Source organism: Poritiphilus flavus (assembly GCF_009901585.1).
GTDB lineage: Bacteria > Bacteroidota > Bacteroidia > Flavobacteriales > Flavobacteriaceae > Poritiphilus > Poritiphilus flavus.
Genome location: NZ_WXYO01000001.1, coordinates 801590 through 821127, shown reverse-complemented (window position 1 = coordinate 821127; position 19538 = coordinate 801590). Strand labels below are relative to the sequence as shown.

Here is a 19538-nt window from a genome sequence, read left to right as displayed (position 1 = left end):
AGTGTCTAAAACGGTAAACATAGGAATTATAGGGACGCAGTTTATGGGAAAAGCCCATGCCAATGCCTATAACCAATTACCCCGGTTTTTTGATACCAGCGCAAATCCGGTTTTGCACACCGCCTGTTCCAGAAACCGGGAAAAAGCCAATGAATTTTCAGAACAATTTGGTTGGTCCAAAACAGAGACGGATTGGCGTAAAGTAGTAGCCAACGATGAGATTGATCTGATAGACATTTGCACCCCGAATCACTTACATCATCCCATCGTTATGGAAGCCGCAAAGCAGGGAAAAAATCTGCTTTGTGAAAAGCCAATGGCGCTCAATACCCGTGAAGCCAGGGAAATGCATGAAGCCGCTGAAGCCGCCGGAATAATTCACATGATGATCTTCAATTATCGCTATGTGCCGGCGCTGGCGCTGGCAAAAAAGATGATCTCAGAAGGAGATATCGGAAGGGTATATCACTTTAACGCGGTTTACTATCAGGATTGGCTTACAGATCCTGAGTTCCCTTATGTCTGGCGGCACAATGTTAAGGAAACCGGTTCCGGAGCACACGGGGATATGAATGCCCATATTGTTGACCTGGCCAGGCACCTGATAGGAGAGTTTGAGGCAGTAAGCGGAGTGCAGGAAGTATTCATCAAAGAAAGGCCAACAGGTAAAGGGAACGAAAAAGCTAAAGTTAGCGCGGATGATGCCACACTTTTTCTCGCCAGGTTTCGCCAGGGCGCATTGGGGACTTTCAATGCGACACGCTTCGCCAACGGCTTTAAAAATCACCTTAGAATAGAGATTTTTGGCAGTGGGGGAAGCCTGCTCTTCAATTTGGAGCGATTGAATGAACTACAGTACTTTTCCGCCGGTGATAATCCAGACAAACAGGGTTTCCGAAACATTCTGGTGACGGATAGATCTCACCCCTACCTCGAGGCCTGGTGGCCTCCAGGTCATATCCTGGGTTGGGAACACACTTTTGTACATCAGTTTTCGGAACTCATAGAAGGTATTTCCCTTAAAAAAGCGGTTACCCCCAACTTTTATGACGGACTAAAATGCCAGGAAGTCCTGGATAGTGTTGTCACTTCAGCTCAAAAAGAAAAATGGATTCCCATAGGAATAGATGATTAAAATATGATAGCGGACAAACAAATAACCACTTTGGAAAAAAAGGCCAGGGAAATACGAAGGGAGATCGTGGAGATGGTTTACAGGGCAAATTCCGGCCATGTTGGCGGCAGCCTGGGAGCTGCAGATATACTGACGGCGTTGTACTATCATTGTATGCGGATTGATCCGAAAAATCCGGACTGGGAAGATCGCGACAGATTCATACTTTCAAAGGGGCATTGTACTCCGGTGATATACGCGGTCCTGGCTGATTTGGGATATTTCCCAAAAGGAGACCTCCTCACTTTCAGAAGGCCCGGCTCTCATCTTCAGGGCCATCCCTACCAACCTAAAACCCCGGGCATAGATGCTTCTACCGGAACGCTGGGTATTGGCATTTCTACAGGAGTTGGAATGGCTTTGGGTGCCAAACTGAAAGGGAAAAAGCATTACTACTATATTCTTTGCGGCGACGGTGAAATACAGGAGGGCCAGGTCTGGGAAGCCGCGATGTTCGCAAACAAATACAAACTGGACAATATCATTGGTTTTGTAGACCGTAATTACCTGCAAACGGATGGATATTCAGAGAACGTTATGCCACTGGATCCTTTGGTCCCAAAATGGGAAAGTTTTGGCTGGGAGGTTTTTGAAATAGACGGGCACGACTTTCAGGCCATCATTGAAACGGTAGAAAAGGCGAAAACCATAGACAAACCGGTAATGATCATTGCGAATACCACAAAGGGAAAAGGGGTGAGCTTTATGGAAGGCCAGGCGGAATGGCATGGAAAACCCCCGGCCCGGAAGGAACGTGATAATGCTTTACTAGAACTTCAGTAGGATGGAATACAAACAAACACGGCTGGGGTACGCGGACGCTCTGATAGCCTTAGGGAAAGAAAACGAGAAAGTGGTGGTGCTGGACGCGGACGTTGCCAAGGCCACACTTACGGAAAAGTTTGAAGCCGTATTTCCCGAGCGTTTTTTCAATTGTGGGGTTCAGGAACAAAATATGCTTTCCGCAGCCGCAGGACTTGCACTGGAGGGTTTTGTCCCATTCGCTTCCACTTTTGGAGTATTTGCAACCTGCAGAGCCGGAGACCAGATGCGGAGTAGTATTGCCTATCCGAATCTCAATGTCAAAATAGGAGTAACACATTGTGGTATAAGTACCGGTGGTGATGGAGCGTCCCATCAATCCAACGAAGATATCGCCATGGCCCGTACCCTTCCCAATATGACAGTAATAGTTCCCGGCGACTATGAAGAGGCCCGTATGGCGACTCTGGCAGCGGCTAAAATGCAAGGCCCTGTCTACCTCAGGTTTGGAAGAGACAAATACCCTGTTGTTCCTCAAATTCACAACTCCTTTGAAATAGGTAAGGCAAAAGTATTACGCGAAGGCTCGGACATTACCATAGCTACAACCGGCATAATGGTCAGTGAGGGATTGAAAGCGGCTAATGAGCTTGCAGGTCTGGGTTATTCCGCGGAGGTGATCCATTTCCATACTATTAAACCCTTAGACTCCACAGCTGTCATTAGCTCCGCAAGAAAAACGAACGCTGTAGTAACCGCTGAAGAACATTCGATCATTGGCGGATTGGGCGAGGCCATCGCGGCGGTACTGGGTGAAAACCATCCCTGTGCTTTACGGAGAGTAGGAGTTCAGGATGTTTTTGGAGAATCCGGACAAAGTGACGAACTTTTGGACAAATACGGCCTGCGGGCCGGGAATATTGTAAAGGCCTCACTAGAAATACTGCGTTAAAACAACTAAAAAGAATGAAAGCGCTAGTTAAATACCAGAAGGGAGCAGGAAATGTTCGGCTGCAGGATATGCCCGATCCGGAAACAGATTCCGGGAAGGTAATTCTGGAGGTCAATTCCTGTGGAATTTGTGGTACAGACCTGCACGTATTTCACGACACTTTTAAAAACTATCCGCCGGTCATTCTGGGACATGAATTCTCAGGAAAGGTGGTAGACAAAGACCCGGCGCTTAAAGGTATTGATATTGGTTCTCGCTTTTCTGTTTTGGGCGCGATCGCTGTCTCCTGCGGCAATTGTGAGTATTGTAACAACGGGGAATTCATGTTTTGCCGGATCCGTCGCGGTATGGGGCATGGGGTTAACGGCGCTTTTACAAAATATGTTTCCGTTAGGCCGGATCAACTGTATTTTACCGCGGAACATGTCAGCGATGATGTCTCTGCCCTGGTGGAACCATTTGCTGTTGCCGTTCATGCGGTAGCGGAAATAGCCAGGGTTACTTATGGGGACACCGTCCTGCTTTCGGGTCCGGGCCCTATTGGTCTGCTGTGCCTGAAAATGCTGGTCGCCATGGGCATCAAAACCATTGTAGCAGGTACGAGTGAAGACCAGGAGCGGCTCAGGATCGCTGAAAATTACGGCGCTTTTAGAACCGTAATTGTGGAAAATGAGGATCTTCTTGAAGTTGTACAGGAAGAAACCGCAGGCCGGGGGGTTGATGTGGCTTTTGAAACAGCCGGCGCCCAGGCTTCCGCATCTAATTGCCTAAACGCACTGAGGCCTCTGGGCCAGTACATACAGGTAGGTCATTTCGGGAAAAGTGTTGTGCTTCCTTTTGATCTTTCCGCCTTTCGCCAATTGCATATCAAAGGTTCGGTTGGATATACCAGGGCTACCTGGGACAGGGCAATTTCAATTATTAATGAAGGTAAAATTAAACTTGAAGATGTGATTACACATCGTTTCAGCCTGGATGAATGGAAAACCGGTTTTGACCTACTGGAGCAAAAGAAATCTTTAAAAGTATTGTTGTATCCGGATTAATTCAACCCAATGGCATCCGAACTCAACCATCATAAGGCAAGCCTCGTTTTTGGTGCGGAGGCAATTCTCGGCGAAGGACCCGTCTGGGACCAGCGCAATCAAGTTCTTTACTGGGTAGATATAGAACAGGGCACTCTTCATGCCCACAATCCTTCGGATAATTCAAATCAACAATGGCATTTTGATGAAATGCTTGGAGCAGCAGTCCCGACAGATAATGGAAATATGTTGTTGGCCCTGGAAACCGGTCTGGCGGTTTTTCACTTTGGCAAAAGCACCATTGATCGCCTGGGGGTCCTGGAAAACGAGGATGCGGAACTGCGTTTCAATGATGGGAAGTGCGATCCTAACGGCAACTTCTGGGTGGGTACCATGCATAAGGAACTCCAGGCCGGAAAAGGCAATTTCTACAGGGTGACCCCTGCTCTTAATTCCTCCCTGCAAATACCGGGCACAACCATTTCCAACGGAATGGCCTGGTCTCCCGATCGCAGTACTTTTTACTATATCGATACCGGGGATTACTATGTGAGAGCCTATGATTACGAGCTTTCCAACAGCTCTATTACCAATGAACGCGTTCTTTTTAAGATCCCTGATGCGTATGGTGGCCCGGACGGGATGACCATAGATTCCGAAGGAAAGTTGTGGATCGCACACTGGGGAGGAGCATGCGTTCGCAGATGGGATCCGTTAAGCGGAAAAGTGCTGGAACGTATTGCTGTAAATGCCCCTCATGTAACTTCCTGCTGTTTTGCCGGACCGGAACTGAATATGTTGTATATTACAACTGCCAGAAGTGGTTTAACCCGGGAACAGCTGGCACAATTTCCGGATAGTGGAGGACTCTTTGCCTTCAAGACCGGAGTTTCGGGCTTAAAAACCAACTTTTTTAAAGATCACTAGATTGTATTCAGGATTGCAAGACAAAGTTGCTATCGTAACCGGAGCGGGTACGGGTATAGGTTTCGCCATAGTCGATCAGCTTTTGGGCCAGGGTGTTCATGTTGTTTTGAACGACATTGACGCGGAGCAGGGCGAAAGGTCTGTTCAGGCCCTGAGAGAGAGATCCAAAGGAAAGTGTTTGTTTTTTGGGGGTGATGCCGGCAATTTGAAGGTAATAGAGGAACTTGTAGCATTTACGCTTTCCAATTTCAAGAGGATTGACTTTGTCATTCCCAATGCCGGGATGACACTTTTCGGTGATTTTTTCGAGTTTACGGAAGAGAACTTCCAGCGGGTGGTCAACCTGAATTTGCAAGGTGCTTTTTTCCTGGTCCAAAAGACCGTGCCTGTAATGAAACAGCAAAATGAAGGTGGGAGAATAGTTCTGATGTCTTCCATAACCGGGATCAAGAGCTATCCTAACCTCACCGCGTATTCCATGACCAAGGCAGCCTTGCGGATGATGGCCCGCAACCTGGTGCTCGCCCTGGCACCGCATGAGATCACCATTAACGTCATTGCTCCCGGGGCTACGCTTACCGAGCGGACGGAACTGGAAGAACCCGATTACGCTGGGGCATGGGCGAAGTTGGTGCCCCGGGGAGTTGTAGGTAAGCCAGAGGACATCGCGAACACCTGCCTGTTCCTGTTATCAAAAGAAGCCGCACATATCAATGGGCAAACCATTGTAGTGGATGGTGGATGGACCGTTGTAGGGCGCTACCCGGGAGATCTGGATTAAATATCGGAGATGAGGTTCCTCAAGCTATTACTTATTTTATGCCTGTTTTGCTGTAAAGAAAAGACGGAAAAGACCGTTCAAAACTCCCATTTTACCCTTATACCCAGTACGGCTTCCCCCTATATTCAGGTTTTGGGAACGGTTCAGGATGCTGGTTCCCCTCAATTGGGATGCACGCGCGATTGCTGTAAAGATCTTTTTTTGGATCCGGATGAAACCCGAAAGGCGGTTTCGCTGGCATTGGTGGATCCCGAGTTTGGGAAGTCCTATTTGTTTGAGGCTACCCCGGATATCGGGCTGCAACTAAGAGTTCTAAAAGAAGATGCGCCAATTGCTCTGAACGAGATCCCCAATGGTATTTTTCTTACCCATGCCCATATTGGCCACTATTCCGGACTACAGTTCTTTGGAATGGAAGCAGCCAATACCAACGGGGCCAAGGTATTTGCCATGCCGAGAATGCAAAACTTCCTCAAAAACAACGGGCCCTGGAGCCAGTTAGTTAGCAGGGGTAATATCAAAATCCAAGCCCTGCAAGACCGGGAAACCATTGTATTGGGCCCTAACCTCTCCGTAACCCCTTTTACCGTACCCCATAGGGATGAGTATTCGGAAACCGTAGGATATCGTATTAAAGGGTCGGAGAAAAGCGTACTTTTTATCCCGGATATCGACAAATGGAGCCGCTGGGATCAGGACATCATTAAATTGATCTCTGAGGTGGACTACGCCTTTCTGGATGCCACCTTTTTTAGTACTGAAGAGGTAGGCCACAGGGATATCAGTGAGATTCCTCATCCACTCGTATCAGAAAGTCTTGATCTTTTTAAAGAACTGGAACCAAAGGAAAAAGAAAAGGTATTTTTTATCCACTTTAATCATACCAATCCATTGTTAGATTCAGAGAGTCCTGAAGCAAAAATGGTCATGGAGAATGGCTTCGGTATCGCGCAATTCAAACAACGAATAACACTCTGATCACGATGGATGCGAACCTCAGGCAGCAGCTCGAATTTCAGCTCGGCACCCGGATCAAGTCTGTTTTCCCCGTTTCCGGAGGCGATATTGCTACAGCGTATGGCCTGGAAACCGCGACAAACCGCTTTTTTTGCAAGCTCATGCCCGGAGACAACGGAAATCAAGTGCTGTCTTCTGAACGAGCCGGATTGGAGGCTATTAAGGAGAGTGGTACCGTCGCGACTCCGGAGGTCATGGGATTTGGACTGTCTGACGAATATGCTTTTCTGATCCTGGAATACATCCAGGCAAAAAGGCCTGAGGCTTCAGAAATGCGGCTTTTTGGAACTCAACTTGCCAAACTGCATCTCACCCCTTCTAAATTCTTTGGGTGGGATACGGACAACTTTATTGGGAGGTTGCCACAATCAAACAAAAAATCAAAAGACTGGGTTGCCTTCTACCTCGGTGAACGGCTGATGCCCCAATTGAATATGGCAAGAGATCATAACTTGCTGTCTGAGCGTGAAATACCTTCTGAAGACCGTATGCGATCCGCCCTGGAGAGACTGCTTGGGGGCATTTCACCAGTACTGATCCACGGTGATCTTTGGAGTGGTAATTATTTAATATCCGAAGATGGGGTGCCTTATCTGATAGATCCTTCCGTCTATTACGGTCACGGTGAAGTAGACCTGGCTATGAGCAGGCTTTTTGGAGGCTTCGGTCCGGAATTTTACCAGGGATACCATGAGATACATGCTTTAAAAGAAGGGCAGGCCCAAAGACAGGATCTGTATCAATTGTACTATCTGCTGGTGCATCTCAATCTTTTCGGGCGATCGTACTATCATTCGGTGGCCGGGATACTGAAGAAGTATTTTTGACAGGAGGTTTATTCCATACAGGGAATCGCTTCGTAGGAATTGCTGCCTTTCTTTTTTAGCATTCGGTATTCGGAGATCTCTTTTTGCAGGTCAAAATTTTCAAACTGGTAATCCGGCGTGTATTCCACCTCATCCCAAAAAGTAGTTTGAGGATCTTCCAAACGCCTATCTGCGGTGGTCCGCATCCAATGCACCAGAGATGATCTCAATTTTTTTACAATTGCCTCATACTCTGGTTTCGCTGCCATATTCCTGAGATTATAGGGGTCTTCTGAGAGTATGTATAACTCCTCCCCGGGTCTTTTGCCAAAGGCCAGATTATAATAATCCCCCTTTCCTGAGGCGCCTGCCCGCATTATCAGAAATTTGGAAATCGAATTGTCAATATCTCCAAACTGCCCGACAGATTGAAAGGTTTCCGGATCGCCAGCCGGCCATCGGTCAGGTTCAAAATTTCGGATATACAAATAATCTTTTGTTCTGACTGCCCGACATGGGTAGCTCTGGTTTCCCTTTCTGACGTTGGCGTGCCTTTCCCTTTCCAGGAAAACCGTATCCCTTTGTTTTGAAGAGGTCTTGCCGGCCATCTCTGAAAGTAGACTCCGGCCAGAGATCTCATCTGGTATTTCAAGCCCGGCCGCTTCCAGGAAGGTAGGTGCCAGATCTATAAGATTTACCATGGACGCTACTTTGATTCCTGAAATCACCTTGCCCTTCCAGTAGATGACCAGAGGCATTCTGGTGCCGTAGTCATAGAGATTAGCCTTTGCCCTGGGAAAGGGCATGCCGTTGTCGCTGGTCATGACCACCATCGTATTGTCCAATAGCCCTTTTTCCTTTAAGGAATTGATGATGTTACCGCATTCCCGGTCAAAGCGTTCCACCTCGAAATAATAATCCAAAATATCATTTCGAACACATTTCAGGTCAGGCAAAAAGCCTGGCACCTCAACCGCCATAGGATCCATGCCGGTCTTAATGCCGGAATTGGTATCGTAATCCCTATGCGGGTCGTTACTTCCAAACCAGTAACAAAAGGGTTGTCCCGGGGACCTTTCTTTTAGGAATGCATCAATATCCGTATAGTCTTTTCCCGCAGGATTGTGTTCATATCCTCCTCTTTCATAATCTCCGGGACCCCATCCTTTCCGACTCTTACCGGTATGGTAGCCTGCCTGCTGAAGCCTGCTTACCCAGTTTGGGTGCCTGTTGGAAATGATGGACCAAAGATTGCCCGCATCTTCCAGCTGATGAGGATATCTTCCGCTAAGGATAGCCGCTCTGGAAGGCGAGCAGGAGGGTGCCGCGCAAAAGGCATTCTCAAATAATACCCCTTCCCTGGCCAGCTTGTCGAACGTAGGAGTACGCACCACCTCATCACCATAGACGCCTGCATGCGGATAAGACCAGTCATCCGCGATCATAAACACAATATTTACTGGTTCCTGATTTTTTGGTGCAGGTTCGCTTTCAGCCAGATCTGCGGCAAGAAAGAGCAAGAAGGCAAGGAAGAACAACTTAAATTGTATTAGAGGACGCATTTCTAAGTGAATGATCTACAAGATAATAATTTGTCTTAAGCCCTATTAGGCGAAACCTATATTTTGTAGCTTTGATATCCTTAGGCCTAAAACCCCATGGAAGAAATAGAGCATCTGTTAAGTGGAGGACATCCGAATTCCCTGGGCAATACCGTTCAGGTTGTTGAAATGATTTTGGCAGATCCTTCAAAGTTCGATTTGCTCTTCAATACCTACTTTAGTAAAGATAAAGTGGTTCGCCTAAGGGTTTCCAACGCCATGAAACGCATTTGTAAGGCGAATAAATCGTTATTAGTTCCTTATATTGACCGTTTTCTGGATGAAATCGCCCTTATAGACCAGGCTTCTACCCAATGGACGCTTGCACAGTTGTTCTTAATGCTGGAAAAAGAACTCAACGATTCCCAAAAAAAGAAGGCAACAGGGCTTCTGAAGCGAAATATCGCCAGCCAGGATGACTGGATCGTATTGAATATGACTATGGAGACCCTGGGTCAATGGGCCGAAGGGGAGGAAAAACTCAAAAGTTTCGTGTTACCTCATCTTAATCGCCTCAAAAAGGACAAGCGAAAATCTGTAGCATCCAAGGCGAACAAGGTATTGGCCCGACTTGGTTGACCGCTGAATTGAGCATAGGTAAAAAGTGAACTTATAACATTATAGCAATCAGTAAACCAGCTGAATAAGAACTTTATAAAATGAAAAAAATACGCGTTTTAGTAGTGGGGTGTGGAAACATGGGGACCAGTCATGCCCGGGCTTATCATCAATTGGATGGCTTTGAGATTGCCGGGCTCGTCAGTCGTAAACCAGAAAGCAGGGAGCGACTTTCCAAGGAACTCGGTGGGCAGCCCACTTTTCAGGACTTCGATACCGCCCTTGCCGAAGCGAAACCCGATGCAGTTTCCATCAATACTTATCCGGATACCCATGCAACTTATATCAGAAAAAGCCTGGAAGCCGGTGCGCATGTTTTTGTGGAAAAACCACTTGCCCTTACCGTGGAAGACGCCCAGAGCCTGGTAGATCTGTCCATGGAAAAAGGGAAAAAAATGGTCGTTGGGTACATTCTAAGGGTACATCCTGCCTGGGCTAAATTTGTTGAAGTTGCCCAGGGCCTGGGCAAACCCCTGGTTATGCGGATGAATCTCAACCAGCAAAGTTCCGGCGGACAATGGTACACCCATAAGCAGTTAATGAATTCCATGTCTCCTATAGTAGACTGTGGTGTTCACTACGTGGATATTATGTGTTTGATGACCCGTTCCAACCCGGTCAGTGTAAGCGCTATAGGTGCCCGGCTTTCCGATGAGATAGCTGAGGAAATGTACAATTACGGACAACTGCAGGTGCGTTTTGAAGACGGTTCCGTTGGTTGGTACGAAGCCGCCTGGGGACCCATGATCAGTGAGACTTCTTTTTTTATTAAGGACGTTATGGGCCCCAAAGGCTGTGTTTCCATTGCTGAAGATGCCAAAGGGGATTCAGACGATATTGAAGGCCACACCAAAACCGGAGGCCTGTTATTGCATCACAGCGAATTGGACCAGGAGGGTAATTTCAAGTACAATGATGAACTTATCAACACCTCTGATGAACCGGATCACGATGGTTTATGCCTTTTGGAACAACAATATTTTTTAAAGGCAATTTCAGAAGACCTGGATCTTACCAATCATCTCAATGATGCCGTTAACAGCCTTAAAATCGTGCTGGCTGCAGACGAATCCTTCAAAACGAACAAAACCGTCATCCTTTAGGTTCTATGATACCATTACTAGAAAGGGCTGACAATTTTAAGGAACGCACCGCATTGCGCTCCGATAGCAGCTCCCTTTCCTATGGTGAACTTCTGGATACCGCACACATTGTAGCATCTCAGCTACTGAATGGAAGAGCAGACCTTTATGAATCCAGAATCGCATTTCTCATACCACCTTCCCCGGAATATACGGTAGTCCAGTGGGGCATCTGGAATGCAGGTGGCATAGCTGTTCCGCTCTGTGTATTACACCCCTTGCCTTCAATCCAATACGTTCTGGAAGACACAGAGGCGGAATACGTTATCGCCCATGATAATTATTACGAATTCCTTCAGCCACTGCAAGAGTCTACAGCAGTTAAACTGCTTCATCTGGATAGTGTTTTAAGCGGATCTGGAGGCGCATTACCTGAAATAAACCCGGGGCGTAACGCCATGATCCTTTATACCAGCGGTACCACCAGCAAGCCAAAAGGGGTGGTAACTACCCATAATAACATTTCGTCCCAAATCAAAACCTTGGTAGATGCCTGGGAGTGGGAAATGGATGATCATATCCTCAACGTACTCCCCTTGCACCACGTTCACGGGATCATAAACGTTATGAGCTGTGCGCTTTGGGTTGGCGCTTGTTGCGAGTTTCTGCCAAAATTCGATGCAAATAAGGTCTGGGATATCATGGCATCGGGAAGGTTATCTCTTTTTATGGCCGTGCCCACGATCTATTTTAAACTTATCTCTTATTGGGATAAGGCATCGGAAGAAGAACAAAAGCAACTTTCAAAGGCCGTTTCAGACTTACGGTTGATGGTTTCTGGTTCGGCCGCACTTCCGGTTCCGGTGCTAGAAAAATGGCAGGCAATTACAGGACATGTGCTCTTGGAACGCTATGGGATGACCGAGATCGGGATGGCCCTTTCTAACAGCTATAGGGGCGAACGCAGGCCCGGTTATGTAGGTAAGCCTTTACCCGGGGTGGAAATACGCCTTGTTGATGCAAATGGGAAGGAAATCCCTTCCGGAAGTCCCGGAGAGATCCAGGTAAAAGGCCCTTGTGTTTTTAAAGCTTACTGGAGAAAGGAACAGGCCACAAAAGAGGCTTTTACCGAAGATGGCTGGTTTAAAACAGGAGATATGGCGGAATTCAATGATGGTATATACAAAATTCTCGGGCGTAATAGTGTGGATATCATCAAATCTGGCGGATATAAGATCTCCGCTCTTCAGATTGAGGATGTGCTAAGACGGCATGAGGAAATTGAGGATTGCGCAGTGGTAGGCCTGCCTGATGAAGAATGGGGAGAAGTGATAGCGGCATGTTTGATAAGCACAAAACCCTCAGTAGATACCGATGCCATAACCGAATGGCTAAAAGGAGAACTTCCGGGATATCAGTTACCCCGAAAGTATGTGGTCCGGGAAGAACTCCCGAGGAACGTTCTGGGGAAAGTTACCAAACAAGCTGTAAAGCAATTTTTCTAATATGGATTTTCTAACTTTTTTTCCCTATCTCGGGATCCTTGTATTGATCTTCATCAACGCCTGGCTGGTACTTAAACGGAAGATCTATCTCAATGAGGAGAAAGATCAAGGTGCTGAATAAATATGGAATATTTTAAAGAGCGCTATCTCACCTTACTCCTCATTCTCATTTATATACTGGGGTGCCTGGCTATCGGCTGGTACTTTAAAAAAAAGGCTGCAAAAGACGTAGAGGGCTACTATATCGCGAAGAGAGAAATACCCGGTTGGGTGATCTCCCTTGCATTTTTCTCAACCTCAGCCAGTACAAACACCTATATCGGGCAGGCTGGAAAATCCTTTGAATTTGGCCTATCCTGGGCCTGGATGGGATTTATCTGGACCTTTTTCTGTATTATTTCCTGGCAACTGCTGGGCCCGAGGATGCGTTTTCAGTCGGCACGCCTCAGATCCTTTACCATTCCTGATTATTTTCACCTGAGATATAAAAGCAGGCTGGCAAAAACCATCAGGGTACTTTCCGCAGCCATAATTCTCTTCGCTACGCTCTGGTATATGGTGGGTATAGCCAAAGGCTGCGCTCATGTGCTGAGTTCCGTACTGGACATCCCCTATGAATACGGGGCTTTTTCCATTCTGTTCATCACCTGCGCTTATACCATATGGGGAGGTATGTACAGTGTTTTGTGGACGGATGCCATACAGGGCATTATTATGTTTGGGGTAGCAATCCTCATGCTGGCCATCCCATTTATTTATGTGGGTGGGGTTACGGAACTCTTTGATACCCTAAGGCAAACAGATCATAAAACCGCATCAGGTGCCGCCATAGGAGAAGGCCTGGTTAGTTTTGGGCAATTGGTACCCTTTCTTTACATACTAGGGATAGGCCTTGCCATAGGTATGAAGCAGATCTCCGAACCCAAAAACCTCATTCGCTTTTACTCCATAGACAATGCGAAGAGCATGCGTTTTGCTATGATATGGACCCCTTTTTTTTTAGGTATCTCCCTGGTTTGTGTAATGGGTCTCGGCGCCCTTGTTCACGCCATGGCTAGCGGTGAGGAAGCCACTTATCTTATCCGGAATACGGACGAGGTTATCGGTTTTATGTTGGATAAATTTGACAATGAACTGGTAAGCGGGATTTGTGTGGCAGGACTGTTCGCTGCCGGAATGTCTTCCCTGGCTTCGGTAATCATTATCATTGGAACCGCCTTTGTGAAAGACCTTTGGCATGTTGTGAGACCTATGCAGGAAAAGAAAATAATCACACGGACCAAATGGTTTATGGCATTTTACTGTGTCCTGGTTTACGCTTTTACCTTATTTCCCATTGCCGGCATAGTAGAGTTAACAGCTTTTGCCGGGGCCGTCTTCGCCGCCAGTTTTTTCCCGGCTATCTTTGGCGGACTATACCTAAAATGGGGAACAGATCTGGGAGCTCTGGTCTCTATGATCGTAGGGATGTTGACCAACATCATATGGCGTTTTGGGATTCGCTTTCGATATGAAGCCATGGAAGAAGTGCACGAAATTATACCCGCTTTTCTAATGTCTTTATTCTCCTATGTATTAGTCAGTAAACTGACCCATAACCGCAAACCGGACAGCGAACACCTGGGCCTTTTATTTGATACAGAACAAAAAGCCTAAATTGCAGTACGAATTTAAAGCCATGAGTAACTCATCGGAATTCGAAAAATATCGCCGGGTAGATATCGCAGAAATGCGGCCGTATATTGAAGGAGAGGAATTGTCTGAGTTTGTTTCCATTTCCGCAGCGGATATTGAAAACGGCAGCCCTAAGGTCGGGGATATGATCGCCAGAAACCCTGACGACCATCACGATCAATGGTTGGTAGCCAAAGAGTATTTCGAGAAGAATTTTGAAAAGGTCTCAAAGGGCAGCTAACATTCTAATATGAGGTATGCCATCTTCCAGGTAACCTTCCCCTACTTCAGAAAAGCCCAGGCTATTGTAAAAATCCTTTAGATAGGTCTGTGCAGAAACTTCAACTTCATCCTCCTTTATATTTTCCTTGACAGCTTTCAGGGAGGCCTTCATAATCTCATAGCCATAACCGTGTCCCCTATGCCCCGGGTCTACCACTACCCTGCCTATACTGGCCTTTTCCGCGTAGTCTCCAGCCTTAAAGATTCGCGTATAAGCTGCAAGTTCTCCCTTATTAGTCCCTAAAAGGTGTAAGGCTTTCTCATCTTTGGCATCTATGTCCTGGTAAACACAGTTCTGTTCCACTACAAATACCTCACTCCGCAATCTAAGAATCGCGTAAAGTTCCGTTGTATTAAGCTCTTCAAATCTTTTTATCTCAATCTTCATATCAGTCCTGTACAATCACTTTTTTGCTATCGCATTTCCCGTATTCCGGCTGGATATTGACATGGTTTATTCCAAATTTGTGATATACTTCCTCTTCGATCTGATCCAGAATTTTGTCAAATTCAGATAAATTTATATCCCGGTCAAAATCTATATGGGCTTCCAGGTGCACTTCTTCCTCATTGAGCTGCCAAATATGCACGTGATGCACATTCTTAACCGAACGTATGCTGCCTATCGCCTCTACAATTTTTTTCACTTCAATAGTGTCAGGGGTAAATAGCATTAGCACCCTAGTGGATTTTCGCAAGAGGTCATATCCAACATAAATAAGATATAGGGCGATTAGCAATGTCAGCAACGGATCTACCCAATAAACCGCATAGAGTTTCATCAGGATTCCCCCGATAAGAACCGCAACAGAAGCCATCATATCCGTTAGCAAATGCAAATATGCCGATCTCATATTCATATTCCTGTCGGAATCCTTTTTGAGCAGCAAAACACTGAAACCATTAGCCAGAATACCCAACAAAGACAACCAAATAACCAGATCTGATGCTATCTCTCTAGGATCCAGGAACCGCTCTATAGCTTCTTTGATCAGAATAACCGCCACAACTACCAATGTGGCCGCATTTACAAATGCGGCTATGATCTCCGCCCTTTTATAACCGAAAGTCTTGTTAGTTGAAGCTTCCCTTTTGGCTAATTTTGTAGCCGCATAACTTATGACAAGGGATAAGACATCCGAAAAATTGTGAAGCGCGTCCGAAAGCAGGGAAAGACTACCGGAAATAATGCCTCCTATAACCTGAGAAACAGTTATAAGTACATTGAGGATAATCGAAATAAAGAGGTTCCTCCCCTTTAAATCGGCATGACCATGATTATGGTGGCTATGCGAATGTCCCATGAATAGATTTTATCCCTTAAAGTTACGGGGATTTTGGCTGAAAAATGAAGCGCGGACGGCTTAAGAGCTACATGCAGGGAATTTTTTCTATCCTTCGTTCGTGCCTTCCCCCTGCAAAATCGGTTTCCAGAAAAGTCTTGACCATCTCCAAAGCCTGAGGAAGCGCGATAAATCGCGCAGGTAAACTTAGAATATTTGCGTCATTGTGTTCCCTGGCCAATGCGACGATCTCTTTGTTCCAGCATAAAGCAGCTCGTATTTTCTGATGCTTGTTCGCTGTCATTGAAGCCCCATTTCCACTACCGCATATGATGATACCCAACTCCGCCTTTCCCGAGGACACATCATCCGCTACAGGATGAATAAAATCCGGGTAATCCACACTATCGGTGCCATCAGTACCATAATTCTTAACTTCAATATGCATCGACTTAAGAAGGCCAAGTATAGCCAGTTTATACTCTGTTCCAGCGTGATCGTTACCTACGGATATTTTCATCTTTGATAGAATTTGTTATTACAAAAATACAAATCCTAAGGTGATTTGTCTTATCTATGTTTATTAACAAGGCCTCTAAAGCACAGATTTAACAGCTTTATTTATAGCGGTTTACATTTTACATGAATTGTTGAAGATCTGCGGAAAACAAATCATCTTTATATTTTGTTTTTTTCAAAAAAAATGACCTACAAAAAGAATGCGGTATCCTCCAACTCTATTTCTCAGAAGTTAACTTCAGGATTTGAGTATCAAAACGCGCTGAATTAACAATTTGGTAATGTTAACTTATCAAAAAATCCATGTTGAAACAGCTTATCAAAAAGGGTTAATAAAAAATATAATTCGTTGAATATTAGATAGAAATCCATGGTAAAAAATGTCAATAAAAATACATTTCAGTTGAAAGCAAGTTTTACTTAAATAACTTTTCCTAAATATTAACAAACAATCATAAGCCCTGGATTTATAAAATAATAACAAAAAGAAAATAAACATTATATAGTGTTTGTTTATAAGAAAAGGAAGGTTTTGAGAAAGCTGATAATTCTGAACTAAGGTCCTAGCTTTTTAATTTGTAATTTTCCGCCCAAATTGGATTTTAATGTCGAAAAGAACTAAGAGAGCTAAAAACCACCGTAAGAATGAAATAACCAAAGGAATTTTTACGGTCCTGGAGAAAGAACCGAACAGGAGCTTCAACTATAAACAGATCGCAGCCAAGCTCCGGATAACGGATACTGAAGGAAGGAATATGCTTATAAAAAGGCTGGGTCAACTACACGAAAAGAAAAGGATCCGCCAGGAAAACCGCGGAAAATTCAAGGCACTATCGGATAAAACCATATTTACAGGACAGGTAGATATCACCCTAAGAGGAAATGCCTATGTTTTGGTGGATAGTTTGCCCGAAGACATCTTTATCCCCGGATCAAAACTGGGAAGGGCATTTCACGGGGATACTGTGGAAGTATTTGTTTACCCTAAACGGAAATCGCAAAAGCTGGAAGGAGAGATCACCAGGGTGCTAAAGCGCAGGAAAACTTCTTTTGTCGGTATTGTAGATCTACAAAAGTCCTTTGCCTTTGTGACCCCTACGGATAACAGGATGTATACGGATATCTTTATTCCGATGGCAAAAATAGGCAAGGCTAAAGACGGGGATAAGGTCATTGTGGAGATCAATGAGTGGCCGGATAGCGCGGAGTCTCCCTTTGGTGAGATCATTGAAGTTCTAGGAAAGCCGGGGGATCATCATACAGAGATCCATGCTATTCTCGCGGAGTACGGATTACCTCATGAATTCCCGGTGGAAATTGAACGCTTTGCGAATGAGTTGGACACTTCCATAAAAAAAGAAGAGATCGCCAAACGAAGGGATATGCGGGATACGTTGACTTTCACTATAGATCCCAAGGACGCTAAAGATTTTGACGATGCCCTGTCCTTTACCGAGCTGGAGAACGGAGAATATGAGATAGGAATACATATCGCGGATGTATCGCACTATGTGCATCCGGACAGTATATTGGAAGAAGAGGCCTATCAACGGGCCACTTCGGTTTACCTGGTAGACAGAGTAGTGCCAATGTTACCGGAAGTACTTTCGAATAATGCCTGTTCGCTGCGACCCAGAGAAGAGAAATACACTTTCTCCGCGATTTTCAGGATGAATCAGAAGGCAGAGATACTCAATCAATGGTTTGGGCGAACAGTAATTAATTCTGATGAGCGTTTTGCGTATGAGGAAGCCCAGCATATTATCGAGACCAAAAGATCTGAGATCCCTAAAGAGATATCCATCAGGAAAGGCGCTTATCAGGTTAGCAAGGAGATCGTAAAGGCAATTGTCAGCCTGGACAGACTCGCGAAGATCATGCGGAAAGAACGTATGGGTGCGGGAGCCATTTCTTTTGACAAGGTGGAAGTGAAATTCTACCTGGACAAGGAAAATGAACCCAAGGGCATCTATTTTAAGGAAGCCAAGGACGCGAATAAGCTGATAGAGGAGTTCATGTTACTCGCGAATAAAAAGGTGGCGGAATTTATTGGGAAACAAAAACCTAAAAAGACTTTCGTATACCGAATTCACGACGAGCCGGATGAAGAGAAATTAATGGCCCTGAACGGCATTATTTCACGTTTTGGACATTCTCTTAACTTCCGTAATAAAAAGACGATCAGCGATTCTCTAAACCAGCTTCTGGAAGATGTTAAGGGGCAAAAGGAACAGAACCTGGTAGATACCCTGGCCGTAAGAAGTATGAGTAAGGCGGTTTATACCACTGAAAACATCGGACATTACGGCCTGGCATTTGAATATTACTCTCACTTTACTTCACCGATCAGGCGATATCCGGATATTATGGCGCACAGGTTATTACAACACTATCTGGATGGGGGCAATTCAGTAAAAGCTGAAAGGTACGAGGAAAAGTGCAGGCATTCCTCCGATATGGAAAACCTGGCCGCAAACGCTGAAAGGGATTCCATAAAGTACATGCAGATCAAGTTTATGCAAGATCATCAGGATGAAGAGTTCCTCGGGGTGATTTCAGGGGTTACGGAATGGGGGATCTATGTGGAGATCATCGAAAATAAATGTGAGGGAATGGTGAGAATTAGGGATATAAAAGATGATTATTATAACTTTGATGAACGGCAATACGCCATAATCGGGGAGCGGACAGGTAAAATGTACCAACTCGGAGATGAGGTGAAAGTGATGGTGAAGGAGACCGACTTATTGAAGCGCCACCTGGACTTTTCACTTTTAGGCAAAGTGGATTGAACCGTATTGCAAACGGCATTTTATCAGATATAAAATGAAGAAGTACAAATCTTTTTTCTGGCTTTGTTTCTTGCTTGCCAACCTTACGATTACACGGGGGCAGGAAGAAAAGATCACCCGGGAACTGGAGCGATTTACGGAAGTAAAGGCTTTTGACGGCCTTTCGGTAAATCTGATAAAATCCGATGCCAACAGGGCGGTAATAACAGGTGCAAATACTCAAAAAGTCGCCATTGTTAACAACAAGGGTGTTCTGAAGCTGCGCATGGAGATAGATAAGATATTCAGTGGCTACCGCACTTTCATCGATTTGTACTACACCGAGAAGATCGTGGTTATTGATGTGAATGAGGACGCCAGGATAAGTTCTAAAGAGACGCTGAGGCAGGATGTGCTGGAATTAAAAGCCCAGGAAGGCGGAGAAGTGGTGGTCAATGCAGAGGTTGAACAGTTATTGATCAAATCGGTGACCGGAGGAGTGATCAGGGCCGAGGGCTTTTCAGACAATCAGGACGTGCTCATCAATACCGGAGGCATATACGAAGGCAAGAATTTTAAAACCAAATTCACTACGGTAAATGTAAATGCCGGCTCTACTGCAGAGATCTTTGCCACGGATTATGTAAAGGCTACTGTTAAAGCCGGTGGGGAAGTTCAGGTCTGGGGCGACCCCTCTAAGATGGATGAGAAAACCGTTTTTGGCGGAAAAATAAATCGTATGTAACCCAGGAAAGCACC

At 45.5% G+C, this 19538-nt stretch carries 19 protein-coding genes; 15 read left to right on the top strand and 4 right to left on the bottom strand.

Annotation, left to right across the window (positions count from 1 at the left end; translation table 11 throughout):
- The first annotated feature begins 1 nt into the window (after position 1).
- The 8 genes from GTQ38_RS21170 to GTQ38_RS03345 are packed head-to-tail and all read left to right on the top strand — an operon-like array spanning position 2 to position 7465.
- A complete protein-coding gene (locus tag GTQ38_RS21170; RefSeq protein WP_161433958.1) occupies positions 2-1135 on the top strand; it encodes a Gfo/Idh/MocA family protein in 1134 nt (377 codons plus the stop codon).
- 3 nt (positions 1136-1138) lie between these two features.
- Positions 1139-1957 (top strand): transketolase, encoded by an 819-nt coding sequence (locus tag GTQ38_RS03375; RefSeq protein WP_238857764.1) that lies wholly within the window; start codon positions 1139-1141, stop codon positions 1955-1957.
- Position 1958: 1 nt separating this feature from the next.
- Positions 1959-2888 (top strand): transketolase family protein, encoded by a 930-nt coding sequence (locus GTQ38_RS03370; protein ID WP_161433956.1) that lies wholly within the window; start codon positions 1959-1961, stop codon positions 2886-2888.
- A gap of 14 nt (positions 2889-2902) precedes the next feature.
- A complete protein-coding gene (locus GTQ38_RS03365; RefSeq protein WP_161433954.1) occupies positions 2903-3934 on the top strand; it encodes a zinc-dependent alcohol dehydrogenase in 1032 nt (343 codons plus the stop codon).
- Positions 3935-3943: 9 nt separating this feature from the next.
- A complete protein-coding gene (locus GTQ38_RS03360) occupies positions 3944-4840 on the top strand; it encodes an SMP-30/gluconolactonase/LRE family protein (protein ID WP_161433952.1) in 897 nt (298 codons plus the stop codon).
- 13 nt (positions 4841-4853) lie between these two features.
- Positions 4854-5621 (top strand): SDR family NAD(P)-dependent oxidoreductase, encoded by a 768-nt coding sequence (locus GTQ38_RS03355; RefSeq protein ID WP_238857763.1) that lies wholly within the window; start codon positions 4854-4856, stop codon positions 5619-5621.
- Positions 5622-5630: 9 nt separating this feature from the next.
- Positions 5631-6599, top strand: a complete 969-nt coding sequence (locus tag GTQ38_RS03350) for an MBL fold metallo-hydrolase (RefSeq protein ID WP_161433948.1) — start codon at positions 5631-5633, stop codon at positions 6597-6599.
- A gap of 5 nt (positions 6600-6604) precedes the next feature.
- Positions 6605-7465 carry a fructosamine kinase family protein gene (locus tag GTQ38_RS03345; protein ID WP_161433946.1) on the top strand — a complete coding sequence of 287 codons (861 nt, stop codon included), beginning with the start codon at positions 6605-6607 and terminating at the stop codon, positions 7463-7465.
- Between the two features lie 8 nt (positions 7466-7473).
- On the opposite strand, the gene GTQ38_RS03340 is transcribed toward GTQ38_RS03345, so the two are convergent.
- On the bottom strand, positions 7474-9006 hold the full coding sequence (locus tag GTQ38_RS03340; RefSeq protein ID WP_161433944.1) for a sulfatase family protein: 1533 nt from the start codon (positions 9004-9006) through the stop codon (positions 7474-7476).
- Positions 9007-9102: 96 nt separating this feature from the next.
- Between GTQ38_RS03340 and GTQ38_RS03335 the strand changes: the two genes are divergently transcribed.
- The 5 genes from GTQ38_RS03335 to GTQ38_RS03315 all read left to right on the top strand — a co-directional run bounded on the left by GTQ38_RS03335 (position 9103) and on the right by GTQ38_RS03315 (position 14165).
- Positions 9103-9624 carry a hypothetical protein gene (locus GTQ38_RS03335; RefSeq protein ID WP_161433943.1) on the top strand — a complete coding sequence of 174 codons (522 nt, stop codon included), beginning with the start codon at positions 9103-9105 and terminating at the stop codon, positions 9622-9624.
- A gap of 80 nt (positions 9625-9704) precedes the next feature.
- Positions 9705-10766: a Gfo/Idh/MocA family protein gene (locus GTQ38_RS03330; RefSeq protein WP_161433941.1), complete on the top strand. Its 1062-nt coding sequence runs from the start codon at positions 9705-9707 to the stop codon at positions 10764-10766.
- A 5-nt stretch (positions 10767-10771) separates the two neighbouring features.
- Positions 10772-12250 (top strand): acyl-CoA synthetase, encoded by a 1479-nt coding sequence (locus tag GTQ38_RS03325; protein ID WP_161433939.1) that lies wholly within the window; start codon positions 10772-10774, stop codon positions 12248-12250.
- Positions 12251-12373: 123 nt separating this feature from the next.
- Positions 12374-13906, top strand: coding sequence for a sodium:solute symporter family transporter (locus tag GTQ38_RS03320; RefSeq protein WP_161433937.1), 1533 nt, complete (start codon positions 12374-12376; stop codon positions 13904-13906).
- A gap of 1 nt (position 13907) precedes the next feature.
- Positions 13908-14165 carry a hypothetical protein gene (locus GTQ38_RS03315; RefSeq protein ID WP_161433935.1) on the top strand — a complete coding sequence of 86 codons (258 nt, stop codon included), beginning with the start codon at positions 13908-13910 and terminating at the stop codon, positions 14163-14165.
- Here the strand turns inward: GTQ38_RS03315 and GTQ38_RS03310 are convergent.
- The 3 genes from GTQ38_RS03310 to GTQ38_RS03300 all read right to left on the bottom strand — a co-directional run bounded on the left by GTQ38_RS03310 (position 14151) and on the right by GTQ38_RS03300 (position 16009).
- The gene (locus GTQ38_RS03310; protein ID WP_161433933.1) at positions 14151-14594 is read right to left on the bottom strand and encodes a GNAT family N-acetyltransferase; all 444 of its coding nucleotides are present in this window, start codon (positions 14592-14594) and stop codon (positions 14151-14153) included. The genes GTQ38_RS03315 and GTQ38_RS03310 overlap by 15 nt on opposite strands.
- Position 14595: 1 nt before the next feature.
- Complete coding sequence (locus GTQ38_RS03305; RefSeq protein ID WP_161433931.1) at positions 14596-15510, bottom strand: cation diffusion facilitator family transporter; 915 nt, start codon at positions 15508-15510, stop codon at positions 14596-14598.
- 67 nt (positions 15511-15577) lie between these two features.
- Positions 15578-16009, bottom strand: coding sequence for an RpiB/LacA/LacB family sugar-phosphate isomerase (locus GTQ38_RS03300; RefSeq protein WP_161433929.1), 432 nt, complete (start codon positions 16007-16009; stop codon positions 15578-15580).
- Positions 16010-16613: 604 nt separating this feature from the next.
- Here GTQ38_RS03300 and rnr point away from each other — a divergent pair.
- Positions 16614-18800 (top strand): ribonuclease R, encoded by a 2187-nt coding sequence (gene rnr / locus GTQ38_RS03295; protein ID WP_161433928.1) that lies wholly within the window; start codon positions 16614-16616, stop codon positions 18798-18800.
- Positions 18801-18834: 34 nt separating this feature from the next.
- Positions 18835-19524 carry a head GIN domain-containing protein gene (locus tag GTQ38_RS03290; protein WP_161433926.1) on the top strand — a complete coding sequence of 230 codons (690 nt, stop codon included), beginning with the start codon at positions 18835-18837 and terminating at the stop codon, positions 19522-19524.
- Positions 19525-19538 lie beyond the last annotated feature (14 nt).

Excerpts from the sequence above, each read along its gene's own strand:
- GTQ38_RS03375 (WP_238857764.1), top strand. The coding sequence starts at position 1,139 with ATGATAGCGGACAAACAAATAACCACTTTGGAAAAAAAGGCCAGGGAA.
- GTQ38_RS03370 (WP_161433956.1), top strand. The coding sequence starts at position 1,959 with ATGGAATACAAACAAACACGGCTGGGGTACGCGGACGCTCTGATAGCC.
- GTQ38_RS03365 (WP_161433954.1), top strand. The coding sequence starts at position 2,903 with ATGAAAGCGCTAGTTAAATACCAGAAGGGAGCAGGAAATGTTCGGCTG.
- GTQ38_RS03360 (WP_161433952.1), top strand. The coding sequence starts at position 3,944 with ATGGCATCCGAACTCAACCATCATAAGGCAAGCCTCGTTTTTGGTGCG.
- GTQ38_RS03350 (WP_161433948.1), top strand. The coding sequence starts at position 5,631 with ATGAGGTTCCTCAAGCTATTACTTATTTTATGCCTGTTTTGCTGTAAA.
- GTQ38_RS03345 (WP_161433946.1), top strand. The coding sequence starts at position 6,605 with ATGGATGCGAACCTCAGGCAGCAGCTCGAATTTCAGCTCGGCACCCGG.
- GTQ38_RS03340 (WP_161433944.1), bottom strand. The coding sequence starts at position 9,006 with ATGCGTCCTCTAATACAATTTAAGTTGTTCTTCCTTGCCTTCTTGCTC.
- GTQ38_RS03335 (WP_161433943.1), top strand. The coding sequence starts at position 9,103 with ATGGAAGAAATAGAGCATCTGTTAAGTGGAGGACATCCGAATTCCCTG.
- GTQ38_RS03330 (WP_161433941.1), top strand. The coding sequence starts at position 9,705 with ATGAAAAAAATACGCGTTTTAGTAGTGGGGTGTGGAAACATGGGGACC.
- GTQ38_RS03325 (WP_161433939.1), top strand. The coding sequence starts at position 10,772 with ATGATACCATTACTAGAAAGGGCTGACAATTTTAAGGAACGCACCGCA.
- GTQ38_RS03320 (WP_161433937.1), top strand. The coding sequence starts at position 12,374 with ATGGAATATTTTAAAGAGCGCTATCTCACCTTACTCCTCATTCTCATT.
- GTQ38_RS03310 (WP_161433933.1), bottom strand. The coding sequence starts at position 14,594 with ATGAAGATTGAGATAAAAAGATTTGAAGAGCTTAATACAACGGAACTT.
- GTQ38_RS03305 (WP_161433931.1), bottom strand. The coding sequence starts at position 15,510 with ATGGGACATTCGCATAGCCACCATAATCATGGTCATGCCGATTTAAAG.
- GTQ38_RS03300 (WP_161433929.1), bottom strand. The coding sequence starts at position 16,009 with ATGAAAATATCCGTAGGTAACGATCACGCTGGAACAGAGTATAAACTG.
- rnr (WP_161433928.1), top strand. The coding sequence starts at position 16,614 with ATGTCGAAAAGAACTAAGAGAGCTAAAAACCACCGTAAGAATGAAATA.
- GTQ38_RS03290 (WP_161433926.1), top strand. The coding sequence starts at position 18,835 with ATGAAGAAGTACAAATCTTTTTTCTGGCTTTGTTTCTTGCTTGCCAAC.